17 protein-coding genes, 1 tRNA gene and 1 pseudogene are annotated in these 19771 nt (G+C 60.1%); 7 read left to right on the top strand and 12 right to left on the bottom strand.

Annotation, left to right across the window (positions count from 1 at the left end; all coding sequences use genetic code 11):
- Nucleotides 1–100: 100 nt before the first annotated feature.
- Nucleotides 101–439, top strand: coding sequence for a hypothetical protein (locus HX817_RS05585; RefSeq protein ID WP_008435088.1), 339 nt, complete (start codon nt 101–103; stop codon nt 437–439).
- Nucleotides 440–467: 28 nt separating this feature from the next.
- Nucleotides 468–608: pseudogene (locus tag HX817_RS31275) on the top strand (DUF159 family protein); the annotation flags it as partial.
- Nucleotides 609–633: 25 nt separating this feature from the next.
- Here the strand turns inward: HX817_RS31275 and HX817_RS05580 are convergent.
- The 5 genes from HX817_RS05580 to HX817_RS05560 form a co-directional block, all read right to left on the bottom strand.
- On the bottom strand, nt 634–816 hold the full coding sequence (locus tag HX817_RS05580) for a hypothetical protein (protein ID WP_023658797.1): 183 nt from the start codon (nt 814–816) through the stop codon (nt 634–636).
- A complete protein-coding gene (locus tag HX817_RS05575; protein ID WP_177035493.1) occupies nt 813–1964 on the bottom strand; it encodes a PepSY domain-containing protein in 1152 nt (383 codons plus the stop codon). Before HX817_RS05575 ends, HX817_RS05580 begins: the two co-directional genes overlap by 4 nt.
- 69 nt (nt 1965–2033) lie before the next feature.
- Nucleotides 2034–4136 (bottom strand): TonB-dependent siderophore receptor, encoded by a 2103-nt coding sequence (locus HX817_RS05570; RefSeq protein ID WP_256344366.1) that lies wholly within the window; start codon nt 4134–4136, stop codon nt 2034–2036.
- A gap of 641 nt (nt 4137–4777) precedes the next feature.
- Nucleotides 4778–4851, bottom strand: a tRNA-Cys gene (locus tag HX817_RS05565).
- 214 nt (nt 4852–5065) lie between these two features.
- A complete protein-coding gene (locus tag HX817_RS05560; RefSeq protein WP_177039925.1) occupies nt 5066–7363 on the bottom strand; it encodes an acylase in 2298 nt (765 codons plus the stop codon).
- A gap of 243 nt (nt 7364–7606) precedes the next feature.
- Here HX817_RS05560 and HX817_RS05555 point away from each other — a divergent pair, with 243 nt between their 5' ends.
- Nucleotides 7607–7984 carry a hypothetical protein gene (locus tag HX817_RS05555; RefSeq protein ID WP_032899365.1) on the top strand — a complete coding sequence of 126 codons (378 nt, stop codon included), beginning with the start codon at nt 7607–7609 and terminating at the stop codon, nt 7982–7984.
- 1 nt (nt 7985) lies between these two features.
- Here the strand turns inward: HX817_RS05555 and HX817_RS05550 are convergent, their stop codons facing one another.
- Entirely contained in the window at nt 7986–8180 is a 195-nt protein-coding gene (locus HX817_RS05550; protein WP_003207574.1) for a hypothetical protein, read from the bottom strand.
- 173 nt (nt 8181–8353) lie between these two features.
- Between HX817_RS05550 and HX817_RS05545 the strand changes: the two genes are divergently transcribed.
- Nucleotides 8354–8491, top strand: a complete 138-nt coding sequence (locus HX817_RS05545) for a hypothetical protein (RefSeq protein WP_003207572.1) — start codon at nt 8354–8356, stop codon at nt 8489–8491.
- Between the two features lie 313 nt (nt 8492–8804).
- Nucleotides 8805–12167: a membrane-targeted effector domain-containing toxin gene (locus HX817_RS05540; protein ID WP_256348656.1), complete on the top strand. Its 3363-nt coding sequence runs from the start codon at nt 8805–8807 to the stop codon at nt 12165–12167.
- A 47-nt stretch (nt 12168–12214) separates the two neighbouring features.
- On the opposite strand, the gene HX817_RS05535 is transcribed toward HX817_RS05540, so the two are convergent.
- The 5 genes from HX817_RS05535 to HX817_RS05515 are packed head-to-tail and all read right to left on the bottom strand — an operon-like array spanning nt 12215 to nt 16642.
- Nucleotides 12215–12967, bottom strand: a complete 753-nt coding sequence (locus HX817_RS05535) for an ABC transporter permease (RefSeq protein ID WP_172834573.1) — start codon at nt 12965–12967, stop codon at nt 12215–12217.
- Nucleotides 12968–12981: 14 nt separating this feature from the next.
- Nucleotides 12982–14181, bottom strand: coding sequence for an ABC transporter substrate-binding protein (locus tag HX817_RS05530; protein WP_010171568.1), 1200 nt, complete (start codon nt 14179–14181; stop codon nt 12982–12984).
- Nucleotides 14168–14971, bottom strand: a complete 804-nt coding sequence (locus tag HX817_RS05525; RefSeq protein ID WP_003207565.1) for an ABC transporter ATP-binding protein — start codon at nt 14969–14971, stop codon at nt 14168–14170. The genes HX817_RS05530 and HX817_RS05525 overlap by 14 nt, the downstream gene beginning before the upstream one ends.
- On the bottom strand, nt 14968–16029 hold the full coding sequence (locus HX817_RS05520; RefSeq protein ID WP_003207563.1) for an acyl-CoA dehydrogenase family protein: 1062 nt from the start codon (nt 16027–16029) through the stop codon (nt 14968–14970). Before HX817_RS05520 ends, HX817_RS05525 begins: the two co-directional genes overlap by 4 nt.
- 52 nt (nt 16030–16081) lie before the next feature.
- Entirely contained in the window at nt 16082–16642 is a 561-nt protein-coding gene (locus HX817_RS05515; RefSeq protein WP_177039923.1) for a carboxymuconolactone decarboxylase family protein, read from the bottom strand.
- Nucleotides 16643–16744: 102 nt separating this feature from the next.
- Here HX817_RS05515 and HX817_RS05510 point away from each other — a divergent pair, with 102 nt between their 5' ends.
- Nucleotides 16745–17650, top strand: coding sequence for an AraC family transcriptional regulator (locus tag HX817_RS05510; protein WP_087692364.1), 906 nt, complete (start codon nt 16745–16747; stop codon nt 17648–17650).
- On the opposite strand, the gene HX817_RS05505 is transcribed toward HX817_RS05510, so the two are convergent.
- Nucleotides 17641–18558, bottom strand: a complete 918-nt coding sequence (locus HX817_RS05505; protein ID WP_177039922.1) for a LysR family transcriptional regulator — start codon at nt 18556–18558, stop codon at nt 17641–17643. The two genes, HX817_RS05510 and HX817_RS05505, sit on opposite strands and share 10 nt — an antisense overlap.
- A 118-nt stretch (nt 18559–18676) precedes the next feature.
- Between HX817_RS05505 and HX817_RS05500 the strand changes: the two genes are divergently transcribed.
- Nucleotides 18677–19672, top strand: coding sequence for an aldo/keto reductase (locus HX817_RS05500; protein WP_102605556.1), 996 nt, complete (start codon nt 18677–18679; stop codon nt 19670–19672).
- Nucleotides 19673–19771 lie beyond the last annotated feature (99 nt).

The raw sequence follows: 19771 nt of genomic DNA, 5'->3' as shown, positions 1-19771 counted from the left end.
CCGACTGATCGTCGGGTAACCCTGCAGTTCGTCGCCTCAAGCATTCCACTTCACCCAATCTCGAATACTGTATACACATACAGCACTCGAAATACCTCCTATGAATATCGACGAAGACACCTGCGGGTGGCTTGGCATCCCCACGCCTCTCGAAATGCACAAACAACATGCCCGGCTGCTCGAGAACGAGATCCAGGAACTGAACCTGCAACTGCGCAAGGCCCGGGCGGATATCTTCGGCCTAGTCGCGATGCTGACAGAAGCACAGGCAAAGAACGAAGAGTTTGCCGGATACCTCAGGCTGCGCGGTGCCGAAGCTGCAGCGATGAGGAAGCAGATCGCCAACCTCACCACTTCAGATCGACTCAGCACGCGCGAGGCCGAGAGGCTGCGCAGTGTGCTGAACGAACTGATGTCTCACCCGAAAACCATTGTCTAAGCTCAGGTTTCAGGTTGAGGGCTTGGCCATGTGCGGAAGACTTTCCCAGTACAGCGGCATTCACGACTTCGTCGCGGCGCTGAGCATGCCCAATGCCCTGGCGAACTCCGTGGGTGAGTTGCCGCTGGGAGAAAATCGACCTGCAACCGAGTGGAAGCTGACGCTGTTGATGACGGCGCTGAGGATCGCGCCAATCATCGTTTGGCTGAACGCAAACGCAGCCAAACCACCCCGACCAGCCCCAACGGCACCCCCAGGCTGAGCCATGAAAGCAGGTCATAGACGCCGTCACCAATCAGCGCCGAGAGCAATCCGAACAGGCTTAGAACAAAGAGCAACAGCGGCCAGCGAAAGATCATCCACAGTCCGCGCCTCATGATCGGCCCCCCATTTCCGGCCCGTTGGCATGCAATTCATCCAAGCGTTTTTGCAACGGTACCTTGCGACGGCTCAGCCACAGGTAGAGCCCACTGCCGAGGATGACGATGCTGATGAGATCGAGCAGCGTCCAGATGATCTTCAGCGGCACACCACCGTAATCACCAAAATGCAGCGGCTGCGAAACCAGCAAGGTTTTCACGTACAACGGCATCTCACGCATGTCGGTCAGCTCGCCGGTACTCGCATCCACCAGGGCCGGCTTGAGCAATCGCGCAGTGAGCGGCGTGGTGCCGCGCATGAACACTGCGTAATGGTGCTGGCTGCTGAACTGAGTACCGGGAAAGGCGATGAAGCTGGGCTCCATGCCTGGCGCCGCCTTACGCGCGGTATCCAGCGCTTTTTGCAACGACCCGAGGCGCTCCAGCGGCGGCGCATCCTTGTAGGGCGCGGTCATCTGCGCCAACTGGTCACTCTGCCAAAAGTCGAAAATGGGCAATGCCAGCGTATTGATCACGCCTGTCAGCCCCACCACCAACACCCAGGCGAGGGTGACGATGCCGAGCACGTTATGCAGGTCCAGCCACTTCAAGCGTGAACTGCGCCCGTTGCGCACGGTGGCGAAGTCCAGCTTGCGCATGAACGGTGTGTACACCACCACGCCGGACACCAGCGCCGCGACCAACAGCAGCCCCATGAAACCGAGGAACAGATAACCGGGCAACCCCATGAATAAATCGGTATGCAGGCGCAACATCAGGTTCATGAACCCTTCGTCTGGCGGCACCGCAGGAAATAACTCGCCAGTGCGTGTATCGAACGACTGCGAATGCCCCTCGATCGGTGGCGGCATAATGCTCGTTGCCGTGTACACCGTACCGAGCGGACTTTCCGGATCGAAACCGACAAAACGCACGACCTCCCCCGGCTGCGCCACCAATGCACTGGCAATGACGGTGTCGTAGTCGATTGGTGGTGTATCGGCGGTCAGCGGGCGCAGGGGCGGCGGCGGCTCGAAGTAGTGCTCAATCTCTTCATGAAAGATCAGTGGCAGCCCCGTCAGGCACAGCAACAACAGGAAAACGGTAGCGATCAGGCTGGTCCATTTGTGGACCAGAAACCAGATACGCAAGGTGCGTGCAGTCATGCTCGGTGTTTTTCCTTAAAGCGCCAGGCTCGCCGCGCGTCACGGGGCACAGCGAGCCCCCAGGCGGTATCAGTATTTCCAGGTAACGGAAGCTACCAGGTTACGCGGGGCGCCGTAGCTGGCGGTCGTGGCGCTGTTGTACAGCGATAGCAGGTATTTGCGATCGGTGACGTTGTTCAGGTTCAGCGACGTGCTCCAGTTGCTGTCGATGTCATAGCTGGCCATGAAATCGAGCAACGCGTAGGCGTTCTGGTGGATGGCACTGTTCGTGTCGTTTTCCACTGCACTCTGCCAGCTTACCCGTGTACCGATCTTGGCTTGGGGCAAACTTGGCAAGCGATAGGTGAGCATGCCGCGCACGCTATGAGTTGGCACATACTTACGGGCCTTGTCGCCATCGTCGTTGTCGATGCGCACGTAGGTATACCCGGCGAGCACGTCCAGGCCGGGTAGCGCTTCGCCAGAGGCTTGCAGCTCTACTCCGTGACTCTTGTAATCCATGGGGTCGTAAACGGACCGGCCACCCACCAGGCCGACATACTCCGCGACATTCTGCTGTTCGGTCTTGAACGCCGCGGCGGTGACGTTGAGGCGGTCATCCAGCAAGCTGCCCTTCACACCGGCTTCCATGCTTTTGCCTTCAAGCGGAGCAAGCAGTTTGCCGTCCCTGCCCAGGTTGTACTGAGCGCTGTAGATTTTCGTCCAGCTGCCATACACGCTCCACTGCTTGTCCAGGTCGTAGACCAGGCCGGTGTAAGGCGTCACCTTGCCATGTGCGCGGGTGTAGTAGTCGGAACCATAGCTGTCGCCGGAAGCGTCCAGGCTGATCATCCGCGCGCCGGCGATCCAGTGAAGATCATCGGCCAGACTGAATCGGGCACCGGCGTACACGCTTTTCTGAGTGTCCGTGAAATTCTGCGTATTGGCGTCGCTGGTAAACAGGAACGACGGATGCGCCAGATTGCCCGCCAGCACATCCGAGAATGAAACGTCGTAGTAGCCATCTGCAGCCGCATCGTATTCCCGGGCCTTCTGATGGGTGCGGCCATAGGCGGCACCGAGGGTCAACTCATGCTCTCGGCCAAACAGGCTGAACGGGCCGGAGACCTTGGCCTCGCCCAGCAACTGATGAGCCTCGCTGGTGGTATTGGCGGCAAACACTGAGGCGTCATCACCGCTGACCCCGGCGACATACATCATGTTGGTGTCTTGCTTTTCGGTGATGCCCGTAGCGGTGACCGTAGCGTTCCAGCCGTTGCCAAAATCATGCTTGAGCTCAGCGAATGTGCGCTGGGTACGCAGGTTCCAATAGGTCCACGGCTGGCCGATGCTGGAGCTGCGGCTGCCATAGTGAATGGCGTTGCCATCGTTATCCACCAACGGCAAGTTACCCCAGGTGCTGCCGTTTGAATTGCTGTCGTGCTGGGAGAAACCCACGGTTACGGTGTCGGCATCGGACACATCGAACGCCAACAACCCGGCAGCGACGTTGCGCTCATGGCTGTATCGATCCATCCACGAGTTGCCCTTGTCGTGGGAGTAAATGAAGCGGCCGCGTACGTTGCCGGTATCCGTCAACGGCCCGGAAACGTCCACGTCCACACGACGGCCATCCCATGAGCTGACGCTGGTATCGATTTGCGCCTGGAAGGTCTCGGTCGGACGTTTGCGTACGAAATTGACCGTGGCCGACGGGTTGCCAGCCCCGCTCATCAAACCATTGGCGCCATGCAGGATGTCGATCTGCTCGAACTCGGCCAAGTCCTGATCACCGACCAATACGGTTCCCACGAAGGGCATGCCCACGCCATCGTATTGGAAATTGTTGATATCGAAGCCGCGCGAGGTGAATTCCGTACGATCGGTTTCGGTTTGCTCCACGGTCACCGAGGGCGCAGCACGCAGCGCATCCTTGATGCCCGTAATCTTGAAGTCATCCAGGGCTTGCCGAGTGATGGTGGTCACGGCCTGCGGGGTTTCCTTGTCCGTCAAGCCCAGACGGGTAGTGCTGGACGACGGGTTGCTTTTGTAGCCCACGGTTGGACCGTCAATAGGTTCACTACTCGCTTCGATCTGGGTAGTCGGCAACGTCAAGTCTTCGGTGGCGTGAACGAGGGACGCAGCGCTGCAAGCGCCAGCAAGCAACAGACTGGCAGAAAAGTGATGTTTCAAAACGAGGATTCCTACGACGAGTGGGTCAAGCGCGTTAACATTTCGAGAATGCTAATAGGAATCTAACTCAATTACCAAGTTATGTCGGACATTTTTTTCACATTTCGAAACATTTACCGTCCGGTACATTTGGCTACATTTTGGCGTTTCAAAATGAGGAGGTGCGGAACACTGAAGATTCGCCCTTGAGGAGGTTTCGGCCGCGGCTCAGGCCGCGAGATTGAATGAGGGCGACTGATTCTGCACCGAGTGGCTCCGACTCCACATCGAGCCATGTACTACCCAGTAGATTCGTCGGGAGCTGAAGCTGATGAAGCGCGAAGGCCTGTCAGCAACCTCACTCCAGTAAGAACCCATCCGCACACTCCTTTTTATGGGCACAAGGGTATTCACATGCCTCAGAAAGAAGGTTCAGGAACAGCGTCTGACTGAGATTGGCTGGGGAGCCAGGGCGCTAGTACCGTAATCGTGGAAGGAATCGCCGGGGTCAATTCATGAACTCCGGCCGAAGACCGCAAAGAAGATTGATGCCTGCGTTGGAGCTATCGCTAAACGACAAAATGGAAAAGATCCGGGGGGCGGCTCTTTTTTCGAGCTCAATAAAAAACCCCGTAGACGTTAATCTACGGGGTTTTTAAGAGTGGAGGCCGAGGTCGGAATCGAACCGGCGTAGGCGGATTTGCAATCCGCTGCATAACCATTTTGCTACTCGGCCTCAAACGATCAATGCCCTACAACCGACATTCACCGCATACAAACTTGAGTGGGCTATGTGAAGCTTGCCTCTACTCTATCTCATTGAAAACATTGAAGTTTTTAATGCTTCAGTGCGTTCGATGGGCGCAATTATGTACTCATTTGCCAGGGCTTGCAACCCCTTGATTTCAAAAAATATTCTCTCAAGGGGCAGGCATTCCTGGTGGGCTACCCTACCGCCCGGCTTCTTCCTTGTCACGGATAACCTGCAATTGATACTGCGGGTCCGCCTTGATCTGCTGTTCGGTAAACGGCAGCGGGCTGAGTTTTTTCTCGGAAAACGCCTGGGTCTGGTCCTTGAAGTATTTCGACGCGGGGTCGCTGGACAAGGAGAATGCCAGCACACCTTCGGCATTGGGCCCCTTCTCGTCGAACGTCACGATCTGCAGGTAACTGCTGCCGCTGACTACCTCGCGCTTGCCATCGGCCCGAGGCACGCTTTGCATGGCGTTATAAACGCCCAGCTCTTGCGGGCCGCCGTGGATCGGTGTCTGGCCCGAGACCTGAATATCACCCCAGCGGCTGTCCGCCGTCAGCCCGCGCTTGGCCACGTCGGCGGCTGACGCGAGCATCGCTTCATGCAGCGCCTTGGCCACGTTTGCCCGATCGACCGCCAGCCCACGTGGTGTGGTCAGGGGTTGTGCCGGATCGAAACCCACCTTCCACGCGTCCGGCGCTTGCGCCAGTTGCTCCGCCAGGTTGATGAAGTGCACCAGGCCCAGGCCGCTGTCGAGGTTGGCGCGCTGGTCCCAGTTTTTCAGGCTGTCGCACACCGATTTCACGCTGGCATCGGCACCCGCGCAGAACTTCAGCAAGTCCGGCATCACCTGGCTGGCAAGATACACCTGGTTGTCCATGACCATATTCTGCAGGTCGGCGACCTTGATCGGTTGCTTGTCGAGCTCCTGCAAGCGTTGCAAGGCAAAGCGCGCACGCGGGCCCAAGCCGATCTTGTCCTGGCTGATAACGGGCGAGAACCCGGTCAAGGGTGCCTTGGGGTTGACCAGCCAGGCCGAGTCATTGGAGTGCTGCACGTAGTCGGTGCGCTCCAGTTGCGGCAGTTGCTCGGCGGGGAAGATCCCGGTCTGGGCGGCACGCGGGTCCACGTCCCAGGCGCAGGCGCTGCGAGAGCCGTCGAGCATGATGAATTGCAGCCCGACCCGTGGGTCACTGCACTGTGCGAGCTTTTTCGCGCTGACGTTCGGCACCACCGACAGGTTCATGTACAGGCTTTGACCCTGGTCATCCGCTGCCACCGTGTTGACCCACGGGATACCTTGCAGGGTGTGTACCGAGGTTTGCAGTTCCTTGAGGTTCGCCGCGCGGTTCATCGCGTACCACTGTTGCAGCACACGGTCGTTGCCCAGGTTGGCATCCCGCAGGCTGAAGGCATATTTGGCGTCCCAGTCGAGTTTGCCCGGCCATTGCACGATGGGGCCGAACTGCGAGCTGTAGACCGTGCGGGACTGTTCCCGGGTACCGCCGTCGGCAGTTTTTACCGCTACCTTGATCGTGGTTTTATCCATGGGCACGGACTTGCCGTCCAGCAAATAGCGAGTCGGGTCCTTGGGGTCCAGAGTCAGGCGATACAGGGTGAAGTGCTTGGACGTATCAACGGTGTGCGTCCACGCAACGTGCTGGTTGAAGCCGATATTGATCACCGGCAGGCCCGGCAACGCAGCGCCCATCACATCCAGCTGGCCGGGGATGGTCAGGTGCATCTCGTAGAAACGCATGCCGCCCACCCACGGAAAATGCGGGTTGGCCAGCAGCATGCCGCGGCCGTTGAACGAACGGTCACGCCCCACCGCCACCGCGTTGCTGCCACGGTCCAGGGCGAAACGTTGCTGGTTGGCCGCCGCGACCTCAAACGCCTTGCTGTCCACCTGGGCGACGGTGTTGGGCGGCGTGGCCCCCACCAGGGCCTCGGCAAATTGCCCGACGCCACCTTCCACCAGCAGCCGGCGGGTCAGCTTGACCAGATCTTCGGCCGTGATCGGCCGTACCCAGGCCGCCTGGCACTGCGCCGGCAAACCCTGGGCAGTGCGCTCCTTGAGGTAGTGGTTGTAACCGGCAACATACCCTTCAATGCGCTGCTGCATCGCCGGGGGCTGGGCCTTCCAGAATGCCGCAACGGCCTGGGGGGTGTTCAGCCAGGTGAAGAACACGTCGTTGGCAAGGTTGTTACGCCCTTCCAGGGTCGCCTGCTCGGGACCAAAGTACCTGGCACGCTCGCCATTGACCGTTACCACCTCATTGGCCAGCAGGCACAGGTTGTCCTGGGCATAGGCATAACCGATGCCGAACCCCAGCCCACGCTCATCGTTGGCCCGGATATGCGGGACACCAAAGCTGGTGCGACGGATCTCGGCGGTGGCCTGTTGCTCCTGCACCCGCGCCGTGGCCGAAAGACTCAGCCCCAGCAACGCCCCTGCCACACACATCCTGAACAACCCGTTGGAAATAATCACGCAGACTCCACAGCCAAATTAAACACCGCGACGAGGGACAGCTTCGCCAACACCTCAGTTAAGACGTAAATACCGGGAATAATTTTAGCAGCCGCAGGCGTTTATTCGGACAGGTCGGTATGTCTCCAGGATGTTACCGACAAAATTTCTACATCCCCCGCTTCATGATTTGTGCAGCTCGTACGTCTTATTAACTAAGAGCGCCATCATTTTCCTGATCAGGCTCTGATAAGGAGTTTCTGCATGTACAACTCGCAACTGCCCACGGAAGGACACTCACCCATGCATGACGGAGGTTTTGCCACCGGCAACCAGGCGTTCGGCAAGGCGCCGGAACATGGCAACCAGCGTATTCGTCATTTGCTCAAATGCTTTGGCCTGCGCACCAGCCTGATCCGGCTGAAGGTCATCGACGCCCTGCTGACCGCCGCCGACAACCAGCGCACCCTCGGCGTGCGCGGCGTGCACAGCCATTTGCTGGAGCTGGGCATCCCGTTGTCGTTTCTCAGTGTGCGCGAGGTGCTCAAGCGCCTGTGCACCGAAGGCGTGATCACCCTGAACGCCGACAAGAGCTACAGCCTGCACGAGCAGGCTGCCAAAGTCCTGGAAGGCCGGGCCTGACTCAAAGGTTAGGCTTGACCTTGCGACGCATCACACCGTTGATCACCACCACGGTTACCGCTACCGCAATCGCGATGTACTGGAACGTCTTTTCGCTGATGACCCCGTTGTTCTGCAAGTAGGACAGGCCAAACATCGTCCCCAGCACCAGCAGGGAGATCAGAATCGAGTATTTCAAACGTTGCTTTTGGGTCATGACGGGTTCCTGAAGCTAAAAAATTGTGTCCACTTTGTATCGACTACCACACCAAGCACATACCTGTTAGCGGGGATGGATTGGGGTCGGCGGGGTCTCATGTTACAGGCGATGAAAAACTTTGGCTTGCCCAACGCCTGATTGAACCTGAGAGCCCCCTAGAGGATTTTGAAATGCTTCGTCGAATCACACTGCTGATTCCCTTGCTGATCATGTTGAGCATGAGCGGCTGCATTATTTTCCCCCACGGCGGCGGCGGTTGGCATGACCATCGCTACAGCGAAGGCGGACCGGGGTATTACCATCGCTGATCGGTCATCCGTACATTTTCTGACATCTTGAACACTTTACAGGCGGAGCCATTCCCCCTGCTTCCGACACTCAGCAAGAGCGTCCAGGAAGCAGGGAGGTTTTCCTGAAAGGCGCATTCCTGAATGAGCGTGCCTAAAGGTGTTCACGATGATAGTCAGCAACTCGGTTCCTTCCTCCACTGCATACCCACCACCGCCCCCTCCTCCGATACCACTCCCCGATATACCGTCATACCCCGATGAAATATTGCAAAGCGCAACGGACATTCCGGACCCCGCGGCTGACACACCGCCCCCCAATGGCCCGAAAGCCTTGGAGACCGCGCTGGCTGACCGAAAAAACTGGCAGGCACTGGCGCAGCAGCTCACTCATGTCGCCACGTTGGCAGGACCGAACGCGCCGTTTCTGGTGGTGCGATCTGCGCTGGGAAGCACGCTGATGGACCTCGCGCCCAACTCTTCTTACCCCCCAAATAGTGCTAACGCCGTGAGTCTTGCAAACTTTCTCAAGGCTATGGGCCTGCCCGAGCCAACCACCCATGATGAGCTGCTGACCCTGGCGCGCACATCGCTGACACGTTCCCACCCCCATCCATGGGGAAATCTGGGCGGCGCCTTGTCCTGGCCCCTGCCCTTGAGCACACCTCAGCAGAACGAACTGCTCACCGCCGCCAGAGAACATGCCGCTGGCGCTCCGGATGTTCAGCAAGCAAGCCAGCAGCGGGGGCTCCTGGAGTTTCTGAACGGTAACCTGCCGCTCTCCAGCGACGCCTCGAGCGATCCGGCCAAAACGCTGGAAGCCCTCATCCGTTCCCCCCGAGGCCAGGCGCTGGGAGAGGCCTTGCAGACCAAACTGGAGAGCATTCCGACTGATAGCAGTGTGAATGATCACGTACTGGCAGCCATCAACCTCGATCTGGATCAGGAATCCATCACCCAACCGCATCGCAACAAAGTGGCCGGATTCGACCTGTCACATAAACAATATTGGGGCAAACCCACCTCGGCGATCGTCGCCGGCCTGCGCGAGCACTTGAGTGATACCGGCAAAACCTCACCTGCCAACGCCTCGCTGGGTACGCATCTGCTGTTGATGCGGGCGGCGCCGCAGTTGCTGATCAAGGATATTCCCGACAGCGTGGTCTACGGCAGCCTGGCCTGGGCCAACCTGTGCATCGCGGCGGCCGCCATCGAAGCCAGGTCCCCTGGCAGCGTAGCGAACATGAGTTTTGCCGAAGTGATGATCGCCGCCGACTCAAGTGGGCCCGCGCCCGAAGCTGCCCAAACTGCGGCATTGTTGGACTGGGCCGTGGTCAATGGGGTGCTTGAGGCGAAAGACGACACGCTTTACGAAAAACCAGACATTGATACCGCCATGGACGTGTTCAACTATCAATTGGGCAAGCTGAAACACGCCTCCGGCTTGCTTGACACCCCGATGCCCAGCCGCAAGCAGATGGCGCTGGACCTGCTCAAGGAAAAATTTGGCGAAGGCGTCCCCTTTGAAGAGAAGGTGTTGCTCAAGCCCAACAAAACCGCCAACAAGACGATCCCCACTCGCGGCCCTTATTCCATGCTGGACCTGACCATGCAAGGCGAGAAAATAACGGCATCAGACTGGGAGCTCAAACCTGGAACGCATGGCGTCGACCTTGATGCCTTCGCCACCTTTACCCATGGCCCCGGCTTTAAAGTCCCCGACACCTTTGACAAAGCCATCAGCCAGACCATAAGCGACTATAAAACCGTCAAGAAATATTCCATCTTGAACGCCCTCGCCAACCTTCCACCGGAGGACAAAGAAAACTTGCGGTTAGGAAAGCTGAACTTCTACAAAGAAAAATCCTACAGAGTCAGCTGGACACCATTCGCGGGAGAAACCCTCTTCCATACAAGCAAAAAAATACTGGTCACCACAAAACACCAGAACAAGCCGTCCACCTATGAGTTCGATACCGAAAAAGGCAGCATCAGGAAAGTCAGCAACGCAGTTATCACGCGCCAGGACCAGAAGATCGCCAACGAAGTAACCCGAATAGAAGAGTTCTCCACCTTCGATGCCAAGCGCGACTATATAAAGCAAGAGAACCCGCTCGAGGGATCCAATCCCAACCTGTTCAGGAATTTCCGGGCGGAGTACCTTGCGGATTCAATTGTCGAGGGGCTCGATCTGGAAACCGTCAGGCAACAAGCGGCCGGAAGTACGCCGGATGAGCATAGAAGGACGGTCGCCAGCACCATCGGCAACTTTTTTCTCGACCTTGTTCCGCTCAGGTCGGCCATCGTCAACTTCAGTAATGGCAACTATAAAGATGGGTTCTCCGACCTGGCATTTGATGCGTTCGGCTTTCTCACGGCAGGTGCAGGCGTCGCCGCGAAGGTCGGAAAAACCCTGAGCACTGCCAGCAGCGCGGCCAGCAAAGCCCTCAAGCTGAGCAAGATTTTCGGGGTTACCGCACTCTCGGAACTCAATCCGCTGAGCGGACTTGGCGACCTGGTAGTCGGCGCGGGAAAACTCGCCATCGACGGCGCAAACGCAGCCACCCAGGGCTTGAAAACGCTCAAGGGTACAGCGAGCAACAGCGAGCTTGCCGCCGCCGGCACTCGATATGACGCAGCCGCTACCGGCTCATTCCAGATGGGCGAGCAGACGGTCGAGGGCAGCGCGGTGCAGATCAAGGGCAAGTGGTACGCTTTCGACGCACAAAAGCACCAGTCGTACGGCAGCCCCCTGCAAGCGTTCAGTAGCGCTGATACGCTGGAGCCCTCCCCCAACGCCTATGCCTCTTCGAGCAAGAGCACTCACCGGTTTAACCCGATAAACACTGTCAACCGCCCACCTCGAATCAGGAAGCCGTTACCGGAGGGCCAATACGTGGAAAGTTTGAAAGGACGGCTCGAAGTCGACCATTTCAAGCTCGACACCCGCGAGGCAACGCTGGATAAGTTTCGGGTGGAAATGGAGGACTATTATGAGGCGATCAAGGATGGAGGCCTTCCGCCGCGCCCTACAATCCCCGATATCCCCGTACCGATCCCCGCAGCCGATCTGATCACAGAGGCATTGAAAGCATCAAACGGCGTGGTGTTTGGAGAGTCTCACTCGCAGATGGCCAGCTTTAAAATGCTGTTCGACAACGTCGATACGCTAAAAAGCCAGGGTGTCAAAAAAGTCTATTTCGAAGGGTATATCGACTACATCGGTGGCCCCGTTGATGATGGAATCGGAATGCTCGGAAACAGCAACACTCGCCGCACGAATCCAACACTGGAGCAACTCAAGAAAAAATTTGAAGACAATGGAATAGAGCTTTTACCCCTCGATCACTATTACCTGACGCGACATAGACACGACAAATCCCGTGATCGCACCCGCACTGGCGTCAACTCTGAAAAGCGGCTCAAGGAGTTCAACTACTACGCTGCGGAAACCATCCAGGCAAACTCCGGCACCGAAAAGTGGGTCGCGTTAGTGGGAAGCGCACACATGAACACCTCCGAAGGTGTTCCGGGCTTGGCGGAACTGACGGAAAGCATCGGCATCGGGGTTTTTGACAACAGGAACATGACCCACAGCAGCATCGGGCTTAAAGCAAAAAACCCTGCGCCAGACCCGAACCGGCCATTACAGCCCAACGATATTCCAGGCGACCTGCGCATCTACGTGAAACCCTGAGCACATCGCAAAGGCCCGGAAAGCCTCCGAGCCTTTGCATGAGGTGTTCACCCTCCATGCACCCAGCGCTGATGCAACCAGCGCGCAAACGCATCCAGGGCAAAGCCCAACAAGCCGATCAGCAGCACCATCGCCATCAGCTCCGAGTAGGCCAGCCGGTCGCGAGTGTCGAGGATGTAATAACCCAGCCCGGCACTGACCCCGAGCATCTCGCACGGCACCAGCACGATCCACAGGATCCCGATGGCCAGGCGCACGCCGGTCAGTACGTGCCCCATCACCCCGGGAATAATCACCCGGCGCAAGGTTTCCCAGCGCGTGGCGCTCAGGCTCTTGCTCAGTTGCAACCAGCGCGGATCGAGCTGACGCACACCCGCCGCCGTATTCAGCAGAATCGGCCACACTGCAGCGAACGCAAGCAGGAAGTAGATCGGCTGGTCGCCCACGCCCATCAACATCACCACGATGGGCATCCACGACAGCGGCGAGATCATCCGCAGAAACTGGAACGCCGGCGTGGTTGCCGCCTCCAGCTTGCGCGAACTGCCCACCAGCAAGCCCAGCGGTACACCAATCAGCAATGCCAGGAACAGCCCGACGAAGATCCGCTTGAGGCTCACGGCTATGTTCAGGTACAGCTCGCTGCGGCCCAGCAACTCCCACAGGCTGGCGAGGGTCGCCGACAGCGAAAACCGCGCAGACAAACCGTCCGCGCTGCCAAAGACCTTCACCCCCAGCCACCAGAGCAACAGCAATCCCGCCAGCCCGCTCAAGCCAAGCAACCAGCCCGGCAACCCCAAGGTTTTGCCGTTGTTCAAACGCCAATCTCCTCGTTTCGCTCAAAGCCCTCAGGCAAGCCGAAGGTCTTCATACCGCCCACCGCCGCGATTGCATTGCGCACGAAGCGGTCGTCCACCAGGTCCTTGGCGACAAACGCGGGGTCCAGGTCGGCGAGGAATTTCTTGTCGCCCTCGATCAGCGTGTCTTTCAGGCGGCGTACCAGTTCCTCGGTGTAGCTGGGGAATGGATACGGCTGGAAGTCGATGCGGTGCTCGTCCCAGTTGGCGTGCTGGATCGCGCCGTCAGCCAGGTAAGCCGCACGGTCGCTGGCAGCCGGCGCCAGGACTTTGCGCAGCACTGGTTCGGCATGCGGGGTGTAGCGGTTCTCGCCGTCCTTGGACAGCAGCTTCACCGCCTCTTCACGGTTGTCGCGGGTCCAGACCTGGGCCTTGACGATTGCATTCACCACCTTCTGCGACCATTCCGGGCGGTTGGTCAGGTCATGCTCGTGCATGAACACCACGCAGCACGCATGGTTGCGCCACACATCGCCGGTAAAGCGCTGTACACGGCCCACGTTGAGGTTTTCCGCCAGGGCGTTGAATGGCTCGGCGACGATGTAGCCGTCGATGCGCTTGCTGGCCAGGGCCGGCGGCATGTCCGAGGGCGGCAACACGATCAGGTTGACCTCGTTGGCGGCAATCGCACTGCCGGCGGCACGGGCCACCGGGGTCAGGCCATTGTCGCGGAACAACTGCTGCACCACCACGTTGTGAATCGAGTACCAGAACGGAATCGCCACCGACTTGCCGCCCAGTTGCTTCACGTCGGTAATGCCCGGCGACACGGTCAAGCCCGAGCCACCCACATGGTTCCAGGCCACGACCTTGGCCGGGACCTTGCTGCCATACCGCGCCCATACGGTCATCGGCGACAGCAGGTGAATCACGTTGACCTGCCCGGAAATGAACGCCTCGATCACCTGCGCCCAACTGCGCAGCAGCACCGGGCGCTCGGCCTTGATGCCTTCGGCCTCGAACAGGCCATTGTTGTGGGCCACCAGCAACGGCGTGGCGTCGGTGATCGGCAAATAGCCGATACGTACCGGTGCGTCCGGCTCACTGGCCGCCCGGGCCTGCAAGCTGCTCAGCAGTGGCAAGGCTCCGGCGGCACTGAGCACGGCCGAGAGTTTGAGAAAGTCACGGCGCGAGTGAGTGAGGTCATCCAGACACATGGCAAGGCTCCAGCAGTTCAGGGGGTTGGGGGTCAGTGCGGCTCGCCCGCCGTAGGGTTTTGAGAATCTCGATGCGCAGGGTGCCGATGGCTTCCACCTGTTCTTCCCGCGGTTGCGGCAAGTCGATGCGCCATTCGCCGAGGGTCCGCGCCGGGCGGTTACCCAGTAGCAGAATCCGGTCGGACAACAGCAGCGCTTCGTCGATATCGTGGGTGATCAGCACCGCCGCCGAACCTTGCTCGCGATTGACCTTGAGCAGCAGGTGCTGCATGTCGGCACGGGTCACTTCATCCAGGGCACCGAAGGGCTCGTCCAGCAGCAATACCTGCGGCTGGCGTGCCAGGCAACGCGCCAGCGCCGTGCGCTGGGCCATGCCGCCGGACAGCGCCGCCGGGAATTGCTGGCGGGCGTGTTCCAGGCCTACGGCGTGGATCGCATGGTCGACCCGGCTGCGACGTTCTTCAGGGCTGAGGTGCGGCTGGCGGGCAAAGTCCAGGCCGAAGGCGACGTTCTTTTCCAGGCTCAGCCACGGCAGCAGGCTGGGGTCCTGGAACGCCACCGCCACCCGCGGGTGCGGGCCATTCAACGGCTCGCCCAACAGGCGGATGCTGCCGCCCTGGGGCGCTTGCAAACCGGCGAGCACCCGCAGCAGGCTGGACTTGCCAACGCCGCTGGGGCCGAGGATCGACACCACTTCGCCGGGCTGCAATTGCAGGTCGAAACCTTCCAGCACCGAATTGCCCGCATAGCCCAGGCAAATTCCCTGGGCGTGCAATACCGCCTGGCTCATAGATTGGCCTGACGGTTCAACTCGGTGCGCAACTGCACCAGGCTCGGGGTCACGATCGGCACAAATGCCGACTCGCGCCAGCGCCGGGCAAAACCGCTGCCGTGGGCCGTCAGGTAGGCCTTGCCGCCGCTGGCTTGCAGCTCCAGTTGCACAGCGCTGGCAGCGATTTCCGCGAGGGCGATGCGCAGGCGGAACAACGGTACCGGCTCAGTGCCGAAGCGGCCGGCCAGCAGGCCTTTCTTCAGGTCGTTGACCGCCTGCTCCAGGGAGGTACGCAACACTTCCAGCTCTTCACGCAATACGGTGCGGCTGGAGCCCAGGTGATTGGCCACCTCCGCCAGCGAGCGCCGCGCCAGGCCGATGGACATGCCGCATTGCAAGCCCAGAAACGCCGGGCGCACGGCCGGCAGGAACTTGCGTGCATCCTCATGCAACAACCAGTCGCGGCTCAGTTCCACGGCTTCAAAGCCGAGGGCCGCGGTATTGCTCGATTGCAGACCCAGCAGTTCCAGGTCGCGGGAACGTTGCAGGCCGGACACCGAGTCCGGGATCGCCAGGATAAACGGCGCGCCGCCCTGGGCATGCTCGATGGCGGCAGCCACCACAAACCCGTTCTTGCGCAGGTTGGTCACCCAGTGCAGGCGGCCATTGAGGTTCCAGCCGTCGTCGGTCGGCTCGGCGCTGATTTGCAGCGACTCGATGCCAGACAAAAACTTCATCGCGTTGGACAGCCCGGTCGCCCCGGCCAGCTTGCCGCTCAGCAGGTCCGGCAGCAGTTGCTCGCGCAGGCGCTGGTTCGGGCTTTGCAGCAGGTATTCGATAAACGAGCGTTGGCCCCAGCACACAAACGCCGACGCCAGGGAATGGCTAGCTACGTCGGCGATAGCTTCCACCGCGCCGGTGACATCGCCGCCCAGGCCACCGAGGTCCTTGGGCACACCGATACGTAATACATTGGCCTCTGCCAGCCGTGGCAGCACTTCCTGCGGATCGCAACTGCCCACATCCAGGGCCTGCGCTTGAACATCGAGCCAGCGGCTCAAGATTGGGTCAAGCATTCATGTTTCTCCTTGTTGCAGCATGTTTACCATCGCGAACGCTTGCGCGCCTTCAGCTAGCCGGTTTTTCCCAACGGTATTGCGCCAGTTCCGGATTCAACGGGGTACGGGCAAACACGTTGGCGAAGTTGCACAGGGTGGCCAGGCTCACACCCAGAATAACCTCAAGGGCATGACCGTCGGTGTAGCCTGCCTCACGGAACGCGGTGTAGCCGGCGTCGCTGACATCACCGCGGGTGGCGATCACTTCACGGGTGAACGCGGCCAGTGTCTCATAACGCTTGTTGGGCAGTTCGCCGCGCTGGCGCAGGGCGTCGATCACGTCTTCCGGCAGCTTGGCCTTGTTGCGCGCTACGGCAGTGTGCCCGGCGACGCAGAAATCGCAACCGTGGTTGGTGGCGGCAATCAGTTGCACCACTTCGCGGTCGGCCAGGCTCAGGTCAGACTTGGCGTTCAGGCCCGACACGGTGATGTAGGTTTCCAGGGCTGCCGGGGCGTTGGCCAGCACCGCCAACAGATTGGGGATGAACCCGGAACCCTTCAGGGCATTTTCCAGAAAGGGCTTGGCCGCCTCAGGAGCGGTTTCCAGGGTTAGCATCGGTACGCGGGACATGGAGTGGTCTCCTCATGGATTCGTGTACCAAGTCTGTTGGTTATAAAAAATCCGCTCAATAGTCTAAAGTAGCGATTACTTGCTCTAGAGTCTTTCCGTTAGATGAATTCGTCCAGTTCACTCGTCGATTGGTTATTAGATAGCCTTGAACTCAACACCAGCCTGTTTCACGTCGGGCGTTACTGCGGCGACTGGCACGCCAGCACCCATGGCCTGGCAAGCGCGAGTTTTCATCTGGTGGTGCAAGGGCAGTGCTGGATGCACATCGACGGCGACTCGACCCCTTACCCATTGAACAACGGCGATGCAGTCTTCCTGCTGCGAGACCTGGCGTACCGCTTGTCCAGCGATGGCACCGCCACCGGCGCCCAGGAATGCCCGCGCAAACCGATGCTGCCACTGGACAGCCAGGCCAGTGACGGCGTGGGCCTGGTGTGCGGGTTCTTTCACTTCCAGTCCGGGCTGTCGGCGATGATTGTCGACACCCTGCCCGCCTGGATCATCCTGCGTGCCGGTGATCCATCGCTGACCGCCGCGCGCAACCTGTTCGAACTGATCCTGCAGGAATGCGAGCGCACGCCGGCGCCCTCGCCCGCCCTGCTGGAGCGCCTCTGCCACCTGCTGTTCCTGTATGTGCTGCGCCAACAAGTGCTGGACAACACCGACCTCGGCGGCCTGGCGGCGCTGGCTCGGCAACCGGCATTTGCCAACCTGCTGGAGCAGTTGATCGCACGCCCGGCCGAGCCCTGGACCCTGGAAAGCATGGCCGCCTGCACCGGCCTGTCGCGCTCGGCGTTCTTCAAGCGCTTCAATGAACTGTGCGGGCAGTCGCCGGGGCAAGTGCTGCTGATGATGCGTGTGCGCCACGCCTGCCAACTGTTCAAGCAGGACCAGACCGTAGCGGACGTGTCCCTCGCCGTGGGTTATCAATCGGTGGCGGCGTTTACCCGGGCCTTCCATAAGGTCACCGGCTTCCAGCCCGGCGCCTACCGCAAGGCTCAAGGTTGACGCTGCAACCCATTGCCCGGCCGGGCACACAACTCCACCAGCCAATCGACAAACACCCGCACCCGTTGCGACAGCTGGCGATGCGGCGGGTACAGCGCCGTCAGCGGTAACCTGGGCGGCGGCTGATGCGCCAGCACCTCCACCAGCGTGCCCGCTTCCAACTGGCGAACGGCGTGGTAGTACGGCGTCTGTACCAGGCCGTAACCCGCCTCACAGGCCGCCAGGTAACCATCGGCACTGTTGACCGCCACTTGCTTGGGCAGGTCGACCAAGCGGATGTCGCTGCCGATCTGAAACTCCAGGCCATAGCGTTTGCCGCTGGTGCTGGAGAAATACTCCACCACTTGATGGCCGGCCAACTCATCCAGCGTCGATGGCACGCCGAACTGCTGCAAGTAGCCGGGACTGGCGCAGGTCACCTGATCCATCATCGCCAGCGGCCGGGCCACCAGCGACTCGTCCAGCGCCAGGCCGCCGCGCAACACGCAATCCACGCCTTCGCGGATCAGGTCCACCGGGCGGTCATTGAGGCCGATTTCCAGATCGATCTGCGGGTAACGCGTGGTGAACTCGGGCATTGCCGGAATTACCAGGAAGCGCCCGATCCCCGACGGCATATCAATGCGCAACGTGCCGCGCGGGTTGCGCCGGCTGGTGGAGAACACCGCCTCGGTTTCCTCAAGGTCCGCCAACAGGCTCACGCAACGCTGGTAGTAAGCGGCGCCGTCCAGGGTCGGGCTGACCTGGCGCGTGGTGCGCTGCAACAGTTGCACCCCCAGGTGCGCCTCCAGTTGCTTGATCAGGATGGTCACCGAGGCACGCGGCAGTTGCAGGCTGTCGGCCGCCCTGGCAAAGCCGCCCAACTCGACAATCCGCACAAACACGCGCCTGGCGTTGAAACGGTCCACTGGCTGGTTTCCTTCAGGGATTATTTAGAATTTCATAATAGTGATAGCGGTTTTAGCCGGTTTATCCCGCTTTTGTCGAGGGCAACAATGGAGGCCTTCCCACACAGGAGCTGGACCCATGCACACACGTCAACTCGGTAAAAATGGTCCCCAGGTGTCCGCCATCGGCCTCGGCTGCATGGGCATGACCGATTTCTACACCACCGGCACCGATACCACCGAAGCCATCGCCACTCTGCACCGCGCCCTGGAACTGGGGATCAACCTGCTGGACACCGCCGACATGTACGGCCCCCATACCAACGAAGAACTGATTGGCAAGGCCATCGCCGGCAAGCGCGACCAGGTGTTCCTCGCCAGCAAGTTCGGCATCGTGCGCGACCCGGCGAACCCGGCACTGCGTGGCGTCAACGGCCGCCCGGAATACATTCGCGAGGCCATCGACGGCACCTTGAAGCGCCTGGGCGTGGAAACCCTGGACCTGTATTACCAGCACCGCATCGACCCCGAAGTGGCGATTGAAGAAACCGTTGGCGCCATGGCCGAGTTGGTCAAGCAAGGCAAGGTGCGTTACCTGGGCTTGAGTGAAGCGTCGGCGGCTACCCTGGAGCGCGCTCACAAGGTGCATCCCATCAGCGCCCTGCAAAGCGAATATTCGTTATGGAGCCGCGATCAGGAAGACAACGGTTGCCTCGCGGCCTGCCAACGCCTGGGAATCGCGTTTGTGCCCTACAGCCCACTGGGCCGCGGCTTCCTGACCGGCGCGCTGAAAAGCCCGGATGACTTTGCGGCGGATGACTATCGCCGGTTCAGCCCGCGTTTCCAGGGTGAAAACTTCGCGAAGAACCTGCTGCTGGTGAAACAGGTACAAGCCCTGGCCGCCGACAAGGGCGTGACCGCCGGGCAACTGGCGTTGGCCTGGGTGCTGGCGCAAGGGGATTACCTGATCCCGATCCCGGGGACCAAGCAACGCAAATACCTGGAAGAGAACGTCGCGGCACTGGAGGTCAAGCTCAGCCCGACCGAGTTGGCGGCGCTGGAGGCCATCTTCCCGGCCAACGCCACAGCCGGGCTGCGCTACCCGGAAGCGGTCATGCAGATGCTGGACAAATAATCCTGCCACGCCGGATCGGGGCTGGCTCGCCAGCTCCGCGCCTTAAATCCCTGCCCTGGGTTTTCTTGCACGATAGTGCCTCAAGCTCGCCCGTCCCAA

Source organism: Pseudomonas sp. C6002, assembly GCF_013385805.1.
Lineage (GTDB): Bacteria > Pseudomonadota > Gammaproteobacteria > Pseudomonadales > Pseudomonadaceae > Aquipseudomonas.
Note: the sequence above shows the minus strand (reverse complement) of the source record. Positions and strands in the feature narration are given on the sequence as shown.

Excerpts from the sequence above, each read along its gene's own strand:
- HX817_RS05515 (WP_177039923.1), bottom strand. The coding sequence starts at position 16,642 with ATGTCCCGCGTACCGATGCTAACCCTGGAAACCGCTCCTGAGGCGGCC.
- HX817_RS05545 (WP_003207572.1), top strand. The coding sequence starts at position 8,354 with ATGCTTCGTCGAATCACACTGCTGATTCCCTTGCTGATCATGTTGAGC.
- HX817_RS05530 (WP_010171568.1), bottom strand. The coding sequence starts at position 14,181 with ATGTGTCTGGATGACCTCACTCACTCGCGCCGTGACTTTCTCAAACTC.
- HX817_RS05550 (WP_003207574.1), bottom strand. The coding sequence starts at position 8,180 with ATGACCCAAAAGCAACGTTTGAAATACTCGATTCTGATCTCCCTGCTG.
- HX817_RS05500 (WP_102605556.1), top strand. The coding sequence starts at position 18,677 with ATGCACACACGTCAACTCGGTAAAAATGGTCCCCAGGTGTCCGCCATC.
- HX817_RS05520 (WP_003207563.1), bottom strand. The coding sequence starts at position 16,029 with ATGCTTGACCCAATCTTGAGCCGCTGGCTCGATGTTCAAGCGCAGGCC.
- HX817_RS05525 (WP_003207565.1), bottom strand. The coding sequence starts at position 14,971 with ATGAGCCAGGCGGTATTGCACGCCCAGGGAATTTGCCTGGGCTATGCG.
- HX817_RS05580 (WP_023658797.1), bottom strand. The coding sequence starts at position 816 with ATGAGGCGCGGACTGTGGATGATCTTTCGCTGGCCGCTGTTGCTCTTT.
- HX817_RS05555 (WP_032899365.1), top strand. The coding sequence starts at position 7,607 with ATGTACAACTCGCAACTGCCCACGGAAGGACACTCACCCATGCATGAC.
- HX817_RS05575 (WP_177035493.1), bottom strand. The coding sequence starts at position 1,964 with ATGACTGCACGCACCTTGCGTATCTGGTTTCTGGTCCACAAATGGACC.
- HX817_RS05585 (WP_008435088.1), top strand. The coding sequence starts at position 101 with ATGAATATCGACGAAGACACCTGCGGGTGGCTTGGCATCCCCACGCCT.
- HX817_RS05510 (WP_087692364.1), top strand. The coding sequence starts at position 16,745 with ATGAATTCGTCCAGTTCACTCGTCGATTGGTTATTAGATAGCCTTGAA.